This window comes from Pseudomonas sp. DWP3-1-2 (assembly GCF_049896285.1).
In the GTDB taxonomy this organism is placed as follows: Bacteria; Pseudomonadota; Gammaproteobacteria; order Pseudomonadales; family Pseudomonadaceae; genus Aquipseudomonas.
Genome location: NZ_JAFCTZ010000001.1, coordinates 1,114,856 through 1,130,682, shown reverse-complemented (window position 1 = coordinate 1,130,682; position 15,827 = coordinate 1,114,856). Strand labels below are relative to the sequence as shown.

13 protein-coding genes are annotated in these 15,827 nt (G+C 60.9%); 10 read left to right on the top strand and 3 right to left on the bottom strand.

Features of this window, described 5'->3' with window-relative positions:
• Positions 1–126 precede the first annotated feature (126 nt).
• From rutR to ACP7B0_RS05265, 7 genes are all read left to right on the top strand, one after another.
• On the top strand, positions 127–879 hold the full coding sequence (gene rutR, locus ACP7B0_RS05295) for an HTH-type transcriptional regulator RutR (RefSeq protein WP_426139915.1): 753 nt from the start codon (positions 127–129) through the stop codon (positions 877–879).
• Between the two features lie 249 nt (positions 880–1,128).
• Positions 1,129–2,142 carry an isopenicillin N synthase family dioxygenase gene (locus ACP7B0_RS05290; protein WP_426139914.1) on the top strand — a complete coding sequence of 338 codons (1,014 nt, stop codon included), beginning with the start codon at positions 1,129–1,131 and terminating at the stop codon, positions 2,140–2,142.
• Positions 2,142–2,528: a glyoxalase gene (locus ACP7B0_RS05285; RefSeq protein ID WP_426139913.1), complete on the top strand. Its 387-nt coding sequence runs from the start codon at positions 2,142–2,144 to the stop codon at positions 2,526–2,528. Before ACP7B0_RS05290 ends, ACP7B0_RS05285 begins: the two co-directional genes overlap by 1 nt.
• A 67-nt stretch (positions 2,529–2,595) precedes the next feature.
• On the top strand, positions 2,596–3,687 hold the full coding sequence (locus ACP7B0_RS05280; RefSeq protein WP_426139912.1) for a BMP family ABC transporter substrate-binding protein: 1,092 nt from the start codon (positions 2,596–2,598) through the stop codon (positions 3,685–3,687).
• Complete coding sequence (locus ACP7B0_RS05275; protein WP_426139911.1) at positions 3,684–5,198, top strand: ABC transporter ATP-binding protein; 1,515 nt, start codon at positions 3,684–3,686, stop codon at positions 5,196–5,198. Before ACP7B0_RS05280 ends, ACP7B0_RS05275 begins: the two co-directional genes overlap by 4 nt.
• Positions 5,191–6,327, top strand: a complete 1,137-nt coding sequence (locus ACP7B0_RS05270) for an ABC transporter permease (RefSeq protein ID WP_426139909.1) — start codon at positions 5,191–5,193, stop codon at positions 6,325–6,327. Before ACP7B0_RS05275 ends, ACP7B0_RS05270 begins: the two co-directional genes overlap by 8 nt.
• Positions 6,327–7,265, top strand: coding sequence for an ABC transporter permease (locus ACP7B0_RS05265; RefSeq protein ID WP_426139908.1), 939 nt, complete (start codon positions 6,327–6,329; stop codon positions 7,263–7,265). The genes ACP7B0_RS05270 and ACP7B0_RS05265 overlap by 1 nt, the downstream gene beginning before the upstream one ends.
• Positions 7,266–7,268: 3 nt before the next feature.
• Here ACP7B0_RS05265 and ACP7B0_RS05260 read toward each other — a convergent pair whose 3' ends face one another.
• A complete protein-coding gene (locus ACP7B0_RS05260) occupies positions 7,269–8,195 on the bottom strand; it encodes a 2-hydroxyacid dehydrogenase (protein ID WP_426139906.1) in 927 nt (308 codons plus the stop codon).
• 100 nt (positions 8,196–8,295) lie between these two features.
• Complete coding sequence (locus tag ACP7B0_RS05255) at positions 8,296–9,381, bottom strand: tartrate dehydrogenase (protein ID WP_426139905.1); 1,086 nt, start codon at positions 9,379–9,381, stop codon at positions 8,296–8,298.
• Between the two features lie 108 nt (positions 9,382–9,489).
• Between ACP7B0_RS05255 and ACP7B0_RS05250 the strand changes: the two genes are divergently transcribed.
• The 3 genes from ACP7B0_RS05250 to ACP7B0_RS05240 all read left to right on the top strand — a co-directional run bounded on the left by ACP7B0_RS05250 (position 9,490) and on the right by ACP7B0_RS05240 (position 14,287).
• Positions 9,490–10,404, top strand: coding sequence for a LysR substrate-binding domain-containing protein (locus tag ACP7B0_RS05250; RefSeq protein WP_426139904.1), 915 nt, complete (start codon positions 9,490–9,492; stop codon positions 10,402–10,404).
• Between the two features lie 1,039 nt (positions 10,405–11,443).
• Positions 11,444–12,484, top strand: a complete 1,041-nt coding sequence (locus ACP7B0_RS05245) for an ABC transporter substrate-binding protein (RefSeq protein WP_426139903.1) — start codon at positions 11,444–11,446, stop codon at positions 12,482–12,484.
• A 117-nt stretch (positions 12,485–12,601) separates the two neighbouring features.
• Complete coding sequence (locus ACP7B0_RS05240; RefSeq protein ID WP_426139901.1) at positions 12,602–14,287, top strand: GMC family oxidoreductase; 1,686 nt, start codon at positions 12,602–12,604, stop codon at positions 14,285–14,287.
• 30 nt (positions 14,288–14,317) lie between these two features.
• On the opposite strand, the gene ACP7B0_RS05235 is transcribed toward ACP7B0_RS05240, so the two are convergent.
• Positions 14,318–15,745, bottom strand: coding sequence for an aldehyde dehydrogenase family protein (locus ACP7B0_RS05235; protein ID WP_426139900.1), 1,428 nt, complete (start codon positions 15,743–15,745; stop codon positions 14,318–14,320).
• Positions 15,746–15,827 lie beyond the last annotated feature (82 nt).

Sequence of the window (15,827 nt, the reverse complement as noted above, 5' to 3'; positions counted from 1 at the left end):
GAAAAACGGATCAGCGACACCGGCATCCGCCACCCATGACCCCGCCTCAATGCCGACGCGCAATTACCCAGAATCGCCTTCGCAAGGTAAAGTGCCCCGGTACGCAATATCGAAACGGTCGTCCATGTGAATAACGAAACCCCAGCCGCGCCACCCAAACCCCTCAAGCGCAGTCGCGTGGTCAAGCCCAAGGTCGCTGCGGCCAAAGGCAAAACGGCCAAGAAGGACAAAACCACCCGGTCCGCCAGCGCCTCCACGCTCAACCGCCGTACCCGCCTGACCGAAGGCAAGCGAACGGCGATTCTGGAAGCGGCCCTGGAGATTTTTTCCCGGTTTGGTCTGCATGGCACCAGCCTGGATCAGGTCGCGAGCATGGCGGACGTTTCCAAGACCAACCTGCTTTATTACTTCAGCAGCAAGGAAGAGCTGTACACCAGCGTGCTGCGTCAGTTGCTGGACGTCTGGCTCAAACCCTTGCGTGGTTTCAGCGTCGAGCAGGACCCGATACAAGCGATCAGCGATTACATCCGGGTCAAGCTGGAACTGTCCCGTGATCATCCGGCTGAATCGCGGTTGTTCTGCCTGGAAATCATTCAGGGTGCGCCGCTGATGCTGGCCGAACTGGAGCAGCCGCTGCGGGAGATCGTGGAGGCCAAAGTGGCGGTGATTCAAGGCTGGATAGATGCCGGCAAGCTGGCGCCCGTTGAGCCGCACCATCTGATTTTCTCCCTGTGGGCAACCACTCAGCACTATGCCGACTTCGCCCGACAGGTGAGTGCCGTCACCGGTCATACCCTTGAAGACCCGGTCTTCTTCACGCAAACCCTGGAAAACCTGCAAGGGTTGATCCTCAACGGCATTCGGCCGCGTGTGGCGTGATTGATACGAGGCGGGCAGGCCCTCTGATCATTGATCCAGGGCAACATGCATGCCCGCTTTTCGTGCCATTGCGCACAAACCAAGTGCTCTGCTTCGGACCATTTGATCCGATTTATTTACGTGAAATGACTAACCCTCTGAAAAACCAGCCTATTTAAAGACTGGCACAGTTACTGCTTTTCTCCCTCGCACAAGCAGGCCGGGCAACCGGTGCATGTTCAATGTCGAGTCGAGAGAGGTGGTAGTCGCATGACCTTGCAATCGGTCCCCATTATCGATCTCGCACCGTATTTTTCCGGCAGCCCGGAAGGTAAGGCCGCGGTTGCCAAAGCGGTCAATCAGGCGTGCAGAGACATTGGGTTTTTGGTGATCACTCACCATCAGATCTCCGCCGAGCTGGTCCAGCGAGTGTCTGGCCTGACCCGTCAGTTCTTCGATTTGCCGTTGGCCGAGAAGCGCAAGGTTGATCGGCCCAGCCCGGAGATGGTGCGCGGTTACAGCGCAGTGGCCGAGGAAAGCTTGTCCTATTCGCTGGAAGAAAGCGCGCCGGGGGATCTGAAAGAGTCGTTCTCCATTGGCCCCAGCGATGTACCGGACGAGGACTACTATCACAACGCCGTCGCCGGCCCGCACTTCGCCCCCAACGTGTGGCCGCCGGAGAGCCTGTTGCCGGGTTTTCAGGCGGCCTATCGCGAATACTTTGCGGCCATGAGCGAGCTGGCGCGCTCGATGATGCGGCTGTTTGCCCTGGCACTGGAGCTGGACGAGCACTTTTTCGACGACCGCATCGACCGGCATATCAGCATGTTTCGCACCTTGAGTTATCCCGACATCAAGACCGAAGTCGAAGCCGGGCAGATGCGTGCCAGCGCCCACACTGATTACGGCAGCATGACCATTGTTCGTCCCGACAGCGCGCTGGGCGGTTTGCAGGTGCGCAACCAGTTGGGCGAGTGGGTCGACGTGCCTTATGTGGAGGACGGTTTTGTCGTCAATATCGGTGATTTGATGATGCTGTGGACCAACGACCGCTGGATCTCCACCCTGCACCGCGTGGTCAACCCGCCCGCTGACAGCGAGTCCGACAATCGCCGCCAGTCCCTGGTCTTCTTCCATCAACCCAACTACGACGCCTTGATCCAATGCCTGCCCGGCTGTCTGGCCGAAGGTGAAACACCACGTCATGCGCCCGTTACGTCAGGGGATCATCTGCTGTCGAAGTTCGTCAAGCAGACCACTTTTGGCGGCAGCAAGGTGGCCTGATGAATACCCTTTCCTACGTCAACGTGTTTGCCCGGGACATCGTGGCCCTCAGCGATTTCTATTCCCGTCTGTTCGGCTTTACGGAAATCGAAGGGATTCGCTCGCCGATTTTTCGCGGCCTGGATACCGGCAAGTCCTGCATCGGTTTCAACGCGCTGCAAGCCTACGAGTTGCTGGGGCTTGGCGAGTACGCCGGGAGCAGCGGCGTAAGGTTTTTGCTCAACATTGATGTGCCCGGGCAGGCCGAAGTGGACCGTCTTGTGCCGTTGGCGCTGGCCAGTGGCGCGACGCTGGTCAAGGCGCCGTACCTGACGTACTACAACTGGTATCAGGCGGTGCTGCTGGACCCGGAACAAAACGTCTTTCGCATCAATTTCATGCTCTGAAGCTTTTCATGCTGCGGGCCTTCGCCTTCGTGTTGCCTTTCGTTCGCCAATCATCAGGAAGATCAAAATGCTCAACAGATTTCTCAAGCACACCCTGGGTGCAGCGGTTCTGCTCGGCTTGGCCACAGGGGCCATGGCTGAAGGTTTGACGCTGGAAAAGCCGGCAACAATCGCCATGGTCTATATCAGCCCCCGCAATGATGGCGGCTGGACTCAGGCATTCGATGAGTCGCGGGTCAAACTGGAGAAAGAGCTGGGCACCAAAATCCAGTACGTCGAAAGCGTGCCGGAAAACGCCGCGGCCATTACGCCGGTGGTGGATCGCCTGATTTCCCGTGGCGCGAACGTGATTATCGGCACTGCGTTCGGGTACTCCGACACCTTTCTGGAACTGGCGAAAAAATACCCGAAAGTGGCGTTCCTGAACGGTTCCGGCACTACTAATGCACCCAACCTGGAGTCGTTCTACGGGCGCACCTATGAAAGCCAGTACTTGTGCGGCATGGCGGCAGGCGCTGCATCCAAGACCGGCAAACTCGGGTTCGTCGCGGCTAACCCGTTTGGTCAGGTGAACTGGACCGTCAATGCGTTTGAGTTGGGCGCGCAACAGATCAACCCCAACGCCACGGTCAACGTGATCTACACCGGCGCCTGGAACGACCCGGTCAAGGAGCGCGCGGCTGCCATGGCGCTGATCGACAACGGCGCCGACGTCATCGGCCAGCACGTGGACAGCCCGACGCCGCAGATCGTCGCTCAGGAGCGTGGCGTGCTTGGCACTGGCCACCATCGTGACCTGAGCGAGTTTGCGCCCAAAGCCACAGTGTGTTCATCGGTCTGGGTCTGGGATCGGTTCCTGGCGCCTGAATTGAAGAAAGTCATGGCCGGTAATTGGGTCCCCAATCCCAACGGCGCGCTGTTGTCCATGGAGCAGGGCGGGACGGACATCACCCTGACCGCTGGCGACCGCATTTCGGCGGAGAACAGGAAAAAGATCGAACTGGCCCGTGAAGCGTTGATGAGCGGGGAAAAGATCATTTACAGCGGCCCCATGAGCGACCGCGATGGCAAAGAGCGTATCCCGGCGGGTACGTTCATGTCCGACGCCGACCTGTGGAAAATGGACTGGTTCGTCAAAGGGGTGGCTTCCCAGCAATGAGCCAGGCAAGCGCGATCCAACTCATCGGTATCAACAAGACCTTCGATGGCTTCAAGGCCCTCAGTGATGCCCACTTCACCGCCAGATGGGGGCAAGTGCATGCGCTGCTGGGGGAGAACGGCGCTGGCAAATCATCGTTGATGAACATTGCGGCGGGCTTGTACGCACCGGAGAGTGGATCGCTGTTTATTGATGACAATTTGGTGCGGCTTAACGGCCCCAAGGATGCCAGCCGTCATCGTATCGGCATGGTCCATCAACATTTCAAACTGGTGCGGCCGTTCACGGTCGCCCAGAACATTCTGCTGGGCCTGCCGTCTTCGCCGGGGCAGGGCAGCTACCGCAAGCGTTTGCATGCTCTGGAGCAGCTGATCAGCGCCAAGGCAGGGGAACTGGGCTTCGCCATTGACCCGCGCCATACCATTGAGACGCTGTCGATTGCCGAGCAACAGCGGGTGGAAATTCTCAAGGTGCTGCTGGCGGGCGCACGAATCCTGATTCTGGACGAGCCAACGGCAGTCTTGACCGATCAGGAGGCTGAAGGGCTGCTGAGCACGGTGCAGTCGTTCGCCCGACAAGGTGCGGCGGTGATTCTGGTGACGCACAAGATGTCTGACGTCAAACGTTACGCCGACCAGGTAACGGTCATGCGCGGCGGGCGGACCGTGGAAACCCTTGATCCGCAAGGCGTCAGTGTCGAGCAGTTGGTGCGCCTGACGGTGGGGGAGTCGGCACCGGTCCGGCAATACCCAATGGCAACGGCGGGTGAAGCGCGTCTGGTGGTGCGCAACCTGAGTTCGGTGGCCGGGCAAGGCCCGTTGGCCGGGGTGAACATGACCCTGCATGCGGGGCAGATCTACGGCATTGCGGGCGTCGGCGGCAACGGCCAGAGCGAACTGGCCAATGCGCTGATGGGCCTGCCGCAACCGACTCAAGGGGAAATGCTCCTGCAGGGGTTCGGGGATTTGCGTCTGGCTTCGCCCGAGCGGCGCCGGGACCTGCGCATCGCGTCGATTCCTGCCGACCGTTACGGCGCGGCGCTGGCCGGTTCGCTGTCGGTGGCGGAGAACTTCGGTATCGGCCAGATTCACAGCGGCCGTTACGGCTCGTTCCTGCGCCTGCGCCGCAAGCAGTTGGAGCAGGACGCCGCCCAGGCCGTCAGTGCTTTCGATGTTCAGGGTGTGCGTTCGCTGCAACAGAAAGCCGCGTTGCTGTCCGGCGGCAATGCCCAGAAGTTGGTGATTGCCCGGGAGTTCAGCCGCGACCCGCAATTGGTGCTGGTCCACAGCCCCAGTCGCGGTCTGGACGCCCGTGCCACGGCGGCGGTCCACGGTCGATTGCGCGCGGCCCGGGATGCTGGCGCGGCGGTGTTGGTCATCAGCGAAGACCTCGACGAAGTGTTGGCGCTGGCTGACCGCATCGGCGTCATGAACAGCGGCCGTATTGTCGCGGAATTTGAGCGCCCTGCCGATCGGCAGGCGATTGGCAAGGCCATGGTGAGTCATGACTGACGTGTCGCTGCATTCCACCCCAAGTCCTGCGCCACGTCGTCAACCCCTGTTGGCGCGGCGTTATGCCCTGGAAATCCGCCAGCAACTGGGCTGGTACTGGCAGGCGTTGATCATCGCGTTGGCGCTGGCGTTCGGTCTGGCGATATCCGCAGCGATTCTGGTGGGTGCGGGAGTGCCTGCCGACCAATTGCTGAACGAGTTTGTGGTGCTGACCGTTCTGGACCCGCAGAACTTCAAGGCCGTGTTGTTCCAGGCCGCACCGATGATTCTGGTCGGGCTTGCCGGGTGCATGGCGTTTCGGGCGCGGTTCTGGAACCTGGGGCTGGAAGGCCAGATGATCTGGGGTGGCATTGGCGCAACAGCCATCTCCTTGTTCGAGGTCGGTCCGCCGGGTTTGCGCCTGCCGCTGATGCTGGCTGCCGCGATGACGGGCGGCGTGCTGTGGGCGCTGACGCCGGTCCTGCTCAAGTTACGCCTCAAGGTCAACGAGATCATTTCGACCTTGATGCTCAACTACATCGCCGCCAATTTTCTTCTGCACTTGCTGTATGGCAGCTGGAAAGACCCCCGGGACAACTTTCCGTACTCACCGGCGTTTCGCAGCTTCGAACGTCTGCCGGACCTGTTCGACGGCTATAACGCCGCGATCCTGCTGGCCGGGCTGGTGACGCTGTTGGCCCTGTGGTTCATCGGCATCTCCCGCGCGGGGCTGTACCTGCGCTTCGTCGATGCCAATCCTCGCGTGGCCAGTGCCGTGGGCGTACCGGTGCGCAAGATGATCATCGGCACGGTGCTGCTGTCCGGGGCCCTGGCGGGCATCGCCGGGTTCATCGTCACGGCGGGGCAGGAAGGGCGGCTGACGCAGACGTTCTATCAAGGCTACGGCTTCTCGGGAATCCTCATCGCCTTTCTGGCGCGTAACAACCCGCTGGCGGCCACTATCGTTGCTTTGCTGGTGGCATTGTTGTTCGTGGCGGGGCGCAGCCTGCAGGTGTTCTACCAGATACCTTTTTCCATGGTGCAGCTGATTCAGGCGATTCTGGTGATCTGCGTCGCTTCCTCGGATTTTTTCATTCGCCATCGCATGCGGCGGCTTTCTCAAGACTCGGAACAGGGCGGAGAATCCTGATGGACATGATCGCCAACTGGTTGGGCAATTCACCGGACTTTGCCGTGCCTTTCGCGCTGGCGGCGCTGGGTTTGATCCTTACCGAGCGCGCCGGGGTGCTGGCGCTGGGTGCCGAAGGCCTGATGCTGGTGGGCGCACTGGCGGCGATCGGTGCGCAATTGAGCGTTGGCACGCCGCTGATTTCATTGCTGGCAGCGATGCTGGCTGGCAGCGTGGTGTCGCTGCTGTTCGCGCTGATGGTGCTGGTGATGCGCATCAATCAGGTTATCGCGGGGCTTGCGCTGGTGTTCTTCTGCCAGGGGTTGACGGGGTTGCTCGGCACCTTGCTGGAGTGGACCAATCACCCGGTGACCGGACTGGCGGCGGTGCCGTTATGGCCGCTCTCCGAGCTGCCGTTGATCGGCAAGGTCTTCGTGCAAAATCCTGTGGTCTATCTCACGCCGATTATCTTTGCGGGCGTGGTCTGGTTCCTTACGCGCAGCACGCACGGGCTGCGCCTGCGGGCCGTGGGGGAGAACCCCCAGGCCGCCGATGCCGCCGGAATTTCGGTTCTGGGTTATCGACTGGCGGCGATCATGGCGGGCGCAGCATTGATCGGTCTGGCGGGCGGTTACATCTCCGTGCTTAGCACCAAGATGTGGATTGCCGACATGACCGGTGGCAGGGGCTGGATTGCCGTGTCCCTGGTGATTTTCGCGCGCTGGTATCCGTGGCGGGCGCTGGCCGGCGCCGTGCTGTTCGGTTGCATCGAAGCCTTGATCCCGCAATTGGCCACCACCGGCATTCGCCTGCCGCAATACTTCGTGCTCATGACGCCTTACGCGGTGACCCTATTGGTGATGATCTGGGTGGGCATGGCGCAACGCGGCTCAGCCGCCAGCTCCGGCAGCCAGCCCGGCGCACTGGGTGAGCCGTTCATTCGTGAGGAGCGGCGCTGACGGTCAATAGCCTTCGCGACGGTCGATGGTCCCTGGCATGAACTCGCCGCGCTGATGGCGGCGGATATTGGCCAGTAACACCTCGAAGGCGGTCTGCGGTGAGGTCATGGCGCCGATATGTGGGGTCAGCCAGATTTTCGGATGTTGCCAGTAAGGATGGTCCCGACCCGGCGGTTCGTCATTGAGCACGTCCAGAATCGCCTCGTCGACCTGCCCTGAGGCCAGGGCGTCAAGCAGATCGGCTTCCACCAGATGCCCGCCGCGCCCGAGGTTGATGAGCTTTGCGCCGTGGGGCAAGGCGTTCAAAAGCTCGGCATTGATAATGCCCCGAGTATCATCAGTCAGTGGCAGCAGACAGATCAGCACGTCGCACTGGTTCAGAAACGCCTTGAGCTGATCCTGTCCGGCGAAGCACTGCACGCCATCGATCTGTTTGGCCGAACGCGCCCAGCCGCTCAGCGGGAAGCCAAAGGGTTGCAGGCTGTTCAGCACCGCGACGCCGAGATTCCCCAGGCCCATGACCCCGACGCGACGTTGACGGGCGGGAACCAACGGACGAGGCTGCCATTGGTGCTGATCCTGCTGACGCAAGTACAGGGGGATATCCCGGTGCAGGCTGAGCACTGCAAAACAGGCGTACTCGATGATGCCCTGAGCGATACCGGGGTCCAGCATGCGCACAACGTCGATGTGGGGCGGCAGTTCACTCAGATCGAATTGATCGACGCCCGCCGAGGTTGCGAACACCACCTGCAGGCCGGGGTAGGTGTGGTGCAGCGCTTGCGGGGCGACCCATGAGGCGAAATAACGTACCTGCGCGGGGTCTACGTCGTCGGATTCCAGGCGCACGTCGATGTCTGGCGCGTGTTGCCGGAACAGCGTTTTCCAGGCTTGGCCACGTGCTTCATCGATTTTGAACAGCAGGGTCATGGTGGTTCTCGCAGCACTGAAGTGAATGACAACGATGCCTGATCGAGGCGCAACAATCCCCCGTTTCCGGCCCGGCAAACGGGAGATTACGCTTCGATTTTTAGCGTGCGCAGGCCGCCGCGATGGCCTTGCCCAAGGACTCGGTGTTGCCGCTGCCGCCGATGTCAGCGGTTAGCGGTGCGTGTTCCGGCCCTTGGGCCAGGACGGTTTCGATGGCCGCCAGCACTGCCGCGCCGGCTTCAGGATGCCCCAGATGTTCCAGCATCATGGCGCCGCACCAGATCTGCCCGATCGGGTTGGCGATGCCTTTGCCAGCGATGTCTGGCGCTGAACCGTGCACGGGTTCGAACAGGCTCGGAAAGCGGCGCTCCGGGTTGATATTGGCCGAGGGCGCAATGCCGATGGTGCCGGTGCAGGCGGGGCCGAGGTCGGACAGGATGTCACCGAACAGGTTGCTGGCCACCACCACATCGAACCAGTCCGGGTGCAGGACGAAGTTCGCGGTGAGGATATCGATGTGGTACTTGTCCACGTTGACGTCCGGGTAGTGCTTGCCCATTTCCACCACGCGCTCATCCCAGTAGGGCATGGTGATGGCGATGCCGTTGGACTTGGTGGCGGAGGTCAGGTGCTTCTTCGGGCGGCTCTGGGCCAACTCGTAGGCGAACTTCAGGATGCGGTCCACGCCAATGCGGGTCATCACGGTTTCCTGAAGGACGATTTCCCTGTCGGTACCGGGAAACATCTTGCCGCCGACGCTGGAGTATTCGCCTTCGGTGTTTTCACGTACCACCCAGAAATCGATGTCGCCCGGCTTGCGGTTGGCCAGGGGGGCTTTTACGCCCGGCATCAACCGGCAAGGGCGCAAGTTGACGTACTGATCGAACTCGCGACGGAACTGCAAGAGCGAGTCCCACAGGGAGATATGGTCCGGCACCACGTCCGGCCAGCCCACCGCGCCGAAATAGATGGCGTCGTAGCCCTTGAGAGTCTCGAACCAGTCGTCGGGCATCATCTTGCCGTGGGCCAGGTAGTAATCGGCGCTGGCGAAATCGAACCAGTCCCACTGCAGTGCCAGGTTGTATCGTTCTGCAATCACGTCCAGCACGCGGACGCCTTCGGGCATCACTTCCTTGCCGATGCCGTCGCCGGGGATCACTGCAATTTTGTAGTGGGGCTTGCTCATGGTTCGACTCCAGGGATTGATGGGGCAGGCCACTCAGTGTATGCAGTGTTGCGGAATGAATAATGGGCCCTGAACGAAAGCCATTCTTAGATTTAAGGAAACAATCCCTTGACCATGATCGACGATCTGGCGTTCTTTCAGCAGGTGGCTAACCGCAGCAGCCTCACAGAGGTGGCCAATCATTTGGGGTTGTCGTTACCGGCGGTGAGCAAACGCTTGAGCCAGCTTGAACAGCGCCTGGGCGTGCAACTGGTGCAACGCACGACCCGCCGCTTGTCCCTGACGCCCGAAGGTACGTTGTACCTGAACGGTGGCCGGCCGATCCTGCGCCAGCTCGAAGAGCTGGAAAGCGCGTTGAGCAGTCGCCAGCCGACCTTGCAGGGCCGTCTGCGCATCAATGGCACGTTGGGGTTCGGACGGCGGCATCTGGCCCCCGTGGTGTCCAGCTTCGCCCGTCTGCATCCGCAACTGGAGATTTCCCTGGAGTTGACCAGCCATCCGGTGAGCCTGCTGGACGACCAGTTCGACATCGGTGTGAACATGGGCGAACCGCCCGACTCGCGGTTGATCGGCATTCGCCTGCTGGAAAACCCACGCATCCTCTGCGCGGCGCCGGGTTATCTGCAAAGCATGCCGGCACCGCAACAGGTGGCGGATCTGGCCCGACACAATTGCATCGTTCTGCGTCAGTTCGGCAGTGACTACGCGATCTGGCGTTTCCACAAGGACGGTGTCGACTACACTCACAAGGTCAGCGGCACCTTGTCCAGCAACGACGGCGAAGTCGCAGTGAGTCTGGCGCTTGAGGGGCATGGTCTGATTCTGCGTTCACGCTGGGACGTGCAGGAACACTTGGAAAGCGGTCGCTTGCAAGCGGTGCTGGAAGATTATCAGGCGCCCAAGGGCGATATCTACGCGGTTTATCAACAACGGCGGCATCTGCCGGAACGGATCTCGGCGTTCACCCATTACCTGGCCCAGGCCCTGGTCAAGCGATTGCCGTTCGCCGCGCCGTTACGGTAGAGCCTGCTGTCTGGCGAGTTAAATAACAGCGTTTGGACTGGAGGGGCCAGCTTGTGGGTGATGCGTTGCGGCTGCGAACTCTGAATATTATCTCGCCAACAATTTAGCGCCTACAGGCGTGCTGACCCGACGCGATCTCTTGTAGGAGCGTTCGGAGGTTACGACGGCCGCGAAGGCGGTGAATCAGGCACATCGCTATCGCTGCTTCGCGTTGCTCGAGCTCCCTGTATGTCGCCAGCGCGCATTGGCGAGGTGACGATCCATGTGGGTGGCGCATGTTGAATCGGGTAGCTCACAACATTTTCAGCGTTGCGGACTGAGGTTCCGTGCTGACGGCCGGGTCCATTTTGTCGTGGCAAAATAGACGAAAACCGTTTGCGCTGACGTCCGGCCCCTGCTTCGCAGGAGTTCCTTCGCTCCGGTGTCGGGGTGGGGCGACGCGCCGACGGGCCATCCATGGCCCAACGGCGCTCGCTCGGCATCCATGCCGAGCGCACCCCACCCCAACACCTCCACCCAGCCTCCCGACGCGCGTTTGGCGGTGTCTGCCAGATCGCAGCACGGAAAATCAAAGCAAAAGCAAATCCGCATTGCGGATTTTTCAGGCGGTATTTTTGCCTGGCTCACCTCAAACCTTGCGCAGGTGAATGTGCGCAGGACTCAAGGGTGACTAAAATTGCACGAAGCGCAACCGGACAAAGGAGCGAACGGTTTTTACTTTGCCAAGACAAAGCGGCTTTTTGTTTTATAGGCAGCCGTAAGGGTGCAATGGCGACTGTGCGTCGCCGCCGCTGCTGGATATGCTTGCGATTACAACACTCTGCAACAGAGTATCTACGAGAACAGGCCGTGCCCGGGATTTTTTCCATAACCTGAAGTTATGTCGCGTGTGACTATTCGTTCATTGTCGGCTCATGTCATGGTCTTGTAACGTCCAGCCGTCCCGCTCGGTAAAACAAAACCAAAGACCTGAGCATGCCTGCCACCGTGTCGAGGTTTTTGAAGCTGCCGAATTAATCTACGTTCAGGATGATTTGCCATGAAAACCCTATCGCGTGGTTCAGTCTTATCCCTGTTGTGTTTGTCGGTAGCGTGTTCGGTCCCTGCCATGGCAGCCGAAATTACCTTTGTTTCTCAGGGCGGGTCCTATCAGGAGGCGCAGACCAAGGCGATCCTTGATCCGGCCGCAACACGTCTGGGCATCACCATCAAGCAGGACAGCGTTCCGGATGCCTGGCCCATGGTCAAAGCACAGGGGGAGGCGAAAAAACCCTTGTGGGACGTGATCGATACGCCGACCTCAAACTGCATTCGCGGGGGTAAGGAAGGCCTGATCGAGCCCCTGGATTTGAGCAAGCTGCCCAATGCCCAAAACATGCCGCCGGCGTACCGTACGCCTTGGTCGGTTGCCTACGAATTCTATTCATCGGTGCTGGGCTACAACAGGAAAACCCTGAAAAAAATCCCGCAGAGCTGGGCCGATTTCTGGAACGTCAAGGACTTCCCCGGCGTCCGCGCCTTGCGCAACGATCCGATGGGCACCCTTGAAGCCGCGTTGTTGTCTGACGGCGTACCTCGGGACAAACTGTATCCGCTGGATGTCGATCGGGCCTACAAGCGCCTGCAACAGATCAAACCCGACATTGCCGTGTGGTGGAGTTCCGGCGGGCAGTCGGCGCAGTTGCTCAATGACGGCGAGGTCGACATGCTGATGATCTGGAACGGTCGGGCCAGTGCGGTTCGCAAAGACAATGCGGACGTGGATTTCACCTACAACGACGGCCTGTTGCAGAACACTCAGTTATGCATCCTCAAAAATGCGCCGAACTACGCGACGGCGGTGAAGTTTCTCAACGAAGCGGTTTCGCCGGACCTGCAGGCCAACCTGCCGCTCTACATCGACTACGGCCCCGGCAACCCAGCGGCCTTCGCCACCGGCAAGATCACTGCGGAGCGCGCCAGAGAGTTGCCAAGTTCACCAGAGAACGCCGCCAGGCAAGCGTTGATGTCCGAAGATTGGTGGTCGTCGCCCGCCGGGATTGCCGCCAAGGATCGCTGGTTGCAGTTTGTTCAGCAGTAGGTTGCCCTGCGTGACCGGCACCGCGCCGGCTGGCTGAAGCAAGAGGTTGGGTGGGAGGGGGCTTGCCCACGCGGGAGCCCTCGGTTTGAGCGACTGCTAGAAGGAAACGTGTGGTCTATGATCGACTATCTGGTTCTGGGCGGCGGCAGCGCCGGGTGTGTGCTGGCCGCTCGGCTTTCGGAAAATCCGGCCAAAAAAGTGTGCCTGGTGGAAGCCGGACGCAACATCTCGGCCAGGGACATGCCGCCGGCCATTCGCAGTCGTTACCCTGGACGTGCCTATCTGGACATCAGCAATATCTGGGCGCGCCTGACCGCGAGAATGGGTGTCACCCGGCAACCGGGACGGCGCTACGAGCAGGCGCGGATTCTGGGCGGTGGTTCGGCGATCAATGCATTGATGGCCAACCGTGGCGCCCCTGCTGACTATGACGAATGGGAGCAGTTGGGCGCTGATGGCTGGAACTGGCACAGCGTGCTGCCGTATTTTCGCAAGCTCGAAGCGGACTGCGATTTCGACGGCCCGCTGCATGGCTCACAAGGGCCGGTCAGGATTCGGCGCACGCCCGACGCCGCCCTTTCACCTTTCGTCAGCGCCGTTATCGCGGCACTGGCCGAGCGCGGACTGGTGCGCAAGGCGGATCAAAATGGCGCCTGGGAAGAGGGCGTCTACGCCGGTGCCCTGGGTGTCAGCGAACAGGGCGAGCGCATCCCTACCTCCGTCTGCTACCTGACCAATGAAGTGCGTCAACGCAGCAACCTGACCGTACTGACCGACACCGTCGTTGACCGCGTGCTGATCAAGGGCGGTGTTGCCACGGGGGCGCGGTTACTCAAGTCAGGGGGCATTGTCGAGCAGCTCATGGCCCGTGAAGTGATCGTCTGCGCCGGCGCGATCCACAGTCCCGCAGTGTTGATGCGCAGCGGGATCGGCCCGGCGAATGATCTGATCAGCCTGGGCATCCGGTTGGTGGCCGATCGTCCAGGCGTCGGTGGCAACCTCATGGAACATCCCTCGATTGCGGTGTCAGCGCTGCTTGAAAAAGCCGGCCGTACCCCCTTCAAGGATGAGCACCACGAGCAGGCCATCGTGCGTTTTACTTCCGGGCTCAGGGGCACTGGCGAATGCGACATGCATGGCGCGATCCTGTCACGTTCAGGCTGGCACTCGGTGGGCTATCGACTGGGTACGCTGTTTTTTTGGGTCAACAAATCCTATTCCCGAGGGCGGCTGCGACTGACGACTCATAACCCGCTGGACGAGCCAGAAGTGAATTTCAACATGCTCTCCGACCCTCGGGATCTGGAGCGTCTCAAGCAGGCGTTGCGCCTGGGGGCCAGCACGCTGCAACGGCCGTCGCTGAGGTCGGTGTGCAGTGTGGCGTTCCCCTCAAGTTACTCGCCCCGAGTGGCGAAAATAGCGAAGCCGGGCCTGTTCAATGCCCTGCGGCGCGGGCTGTTCAGCCTGCTTCTGGATATCGCCGGTCCGTGGCGCAGTGCCTTGATTCACCGGTGGGTCACGCAAGGCGTGACCCTGGAAAAGCTGCTGGCGGATGACCGTGCGTTGACGGCTTTCGTGCACAAAAACGTGGGCGGCACCTGGCATCCCTCCGGGACCTGTCGCATGGGCCGCATCGATGATCCGGCGGCAGTGACCTTGAGTGACGGCCGCGTGATCGGCGTTGGCAATCTGCGTGTTTGCGATGCTTCGCTGATGCCCTCCATCCCTTGTGCCAACACCAACGTGCCGACCATCATGATGGCTGAACGCATCGCCGACCTGATCAAGGCCGAAACCGCCTGAGCAGGCGGTTTCGGCTCCACGCCCTTCATCTCAAGGCTGGTAGCCGATGATGCCTTTGACTTCCAGAAAGGCTTCCAGACCCCAGTGCGCGTATTCGCGACCGTTGCCGGATTGCTTGTAGCCGCCAAAGGGTGCGCCTGCATCCCAGGCCGGATAGTTGAGGTACACACTGCCGACCCGCAATTGCAGCGCAATGGCCCGTGCCCGCTCCAGACTGGCCGATTGCACGTAGGCGGCGAGGCCGAACACGCTGTCATTGGCCATGGCGACGGCCTGATCTTCGTCTTCGTAGGGCTGGATGCACAGCACCGGGCCGAAGATTTCTTCGCGTGAGACGGTCATCTGCGTGGAAACCCCGGCAAAGATCGTCGGTTTCACGTAGTAACCCTTGTCCAGATGCTCCGGGCGATCCAGTCCACCGCAAACCAGTTGGGCCCCCTCATCAATGCCGATGGCAATCATGCGCTGGATCGCCAGGTACTGCCGTTCGCTGATAACCGGGCCCAGCGTGGTCTGCGGATCATCAGGTGGGCCAAGGCGATGAGCGCTGGCGGCCCGGCGGGCTATCTCGACAGCCCGGTCGTGCAAGGCTGTCGGCACCAACATGCGGGTCGGCGCATTGCACGATTGGCCGCTGTTGCCAAAACAAGCGTCGACTCCCGCAGCCACGGCGGTTTCCAGGTCCACATCGTCCAGCAGGATGTTGGCTGATTTGCCGCCCAGTTCCTGATGCACGCGTTTGACCGTCGGTGCCGCCAGCCGGGCGACTTCGATACCGGCGCGGGTTGACCCTGTGAACGACACCATGTCCACATCCGGGTGACAGGCCAGCGCCGCCCCTACGGTCGGGCCGTCGCCATTGACCAGATTGAAGACCCCGGCGGGTACCCCTGCGTCGTGCAGCACTTGAGCCAACAACAGCCCATTGAGTGGCGCGATTTCACTGGGCTTGAGCACCATGGTGCAGCCAGCTGCCAGGGCCGGCGCCACCTTGCAGACGATCTGGTTGATCGGCCAGTTCCAGGGTGTGATCAGCGCCACCACACCCACAGGTTCGAGATTGATCAGGGTCGAGCCGTTCAGTGTCTGAAAGGCAAAATCGTCTAGCGTGCGCAGCAACTGCTGCAGGTGGCGCTTGCCGATACCGGCTTGCCAGTCATAGGCGAGACGCCTGGGAGCGCCGACTTCCAGCATGATCGCCTCAGCGATGTCATCGTAGCGCGTCATGAACGTGGCAAGAATCTGTTCCAGCAGCTCCTTGCGTTCTGCGACGCGGGTGCGCGAGAACGCGGGAAATGCCCGTCTGGCAGCGAGCACGGCCGCGTCCACGTCAGCCTGAGTGCCCATGGCAATCTCGCTGACCGGCATTTCGGTGGCCGGATTGATCACCGGCCTGCGAGCGCTGGAAGACGGTTCGACCCAGCAACCGTTGATATAGAACTTGAGCGTGTCGGGCATACTGAAGAAGCTCTTGGGGGCGTGGTGCAGGCGGGTAGGCGACCGGGATTCTCGATGGATATTCAGGGTCGTTTCCTCGCAA

Coding starts and splice junctions, on each gene's coding strand:
- ACP7B0_RS05285 (WP_426139913.1), top strand. CDS start 2,142: ATGAATACCCTTTCCTACGTCAACGTGTTTGCCCGGGACATCGTGGCC.
- ACP7B0_RS05275 (WP_426139911.1), top strand. CDS start 3,684: ATGAGCCAGGCAAGCGCGATCCAACTCATCGGTATCAACAAGACCTTC.
- ACP7B0_RS05260 (WP_426139906.1), bottom strand. CDS start 8,195: ATGACCCTGCTGTTCAAAATCGATGAAGCACGTGGCCAAGCCTGGAAA.
- ACP7B0_RS05255 (WP_426139905.1), bottom strand. CDS start 9,381: ATGAGCAAGCCCCACTACAAAATTGCAGTGATCCCCGGCGACGGCATC.
- ACP7B0_RS05245 (WP_426139903.1), top strand. CDS start 11,444: ATGAAAACCCTATCGCGTGGTTCAGTCTTATCCCTGTTGTGTTTGTCG.
- ACP7B0_RS05265 (WP_426139908.1), top strand. CDS start 6,327: ATGGACATGATCGCCAACTGGTTGGGCAATTCACCGGACTTTGCCGTG.
- ACP7B0_RS05280 (WP_426139912.1), top strand. CDS start 2,596: ATGCTCAACAGATTTCTCAAGCACACCCTGGGTGCAGCGGTTCTGCTC.
- ACP7B0_RS05270 (WP_426139909.1), top strand. CDS start 5,191: ATGACTGACGTGTCGCTGCATTCCACCCCAAGTCCTGCGCCACGTCGT.
- ACP7B0_RS05235 (WP_426139900.1), bottom strand. CDS start 15,745: ATGCCCGACACGCTCAAGTTCTATATCAACGGTTGCTGGGTCGAACCG.
- ACP7B0_RS05240 (WP_426139901.1), top strand. CDS start 12,602: ATGATCGACTATCTGGTTCTGGGCGGCGGCAGCGCCGGGTGTGTGCTG.
- ACP7B0_RS05290 (WP_426139914.1), top strand. CDS start 1,129: ATGACCTTGCAATCGGTCCCCATTATCGATCTCGCACCGTATTTTTCC.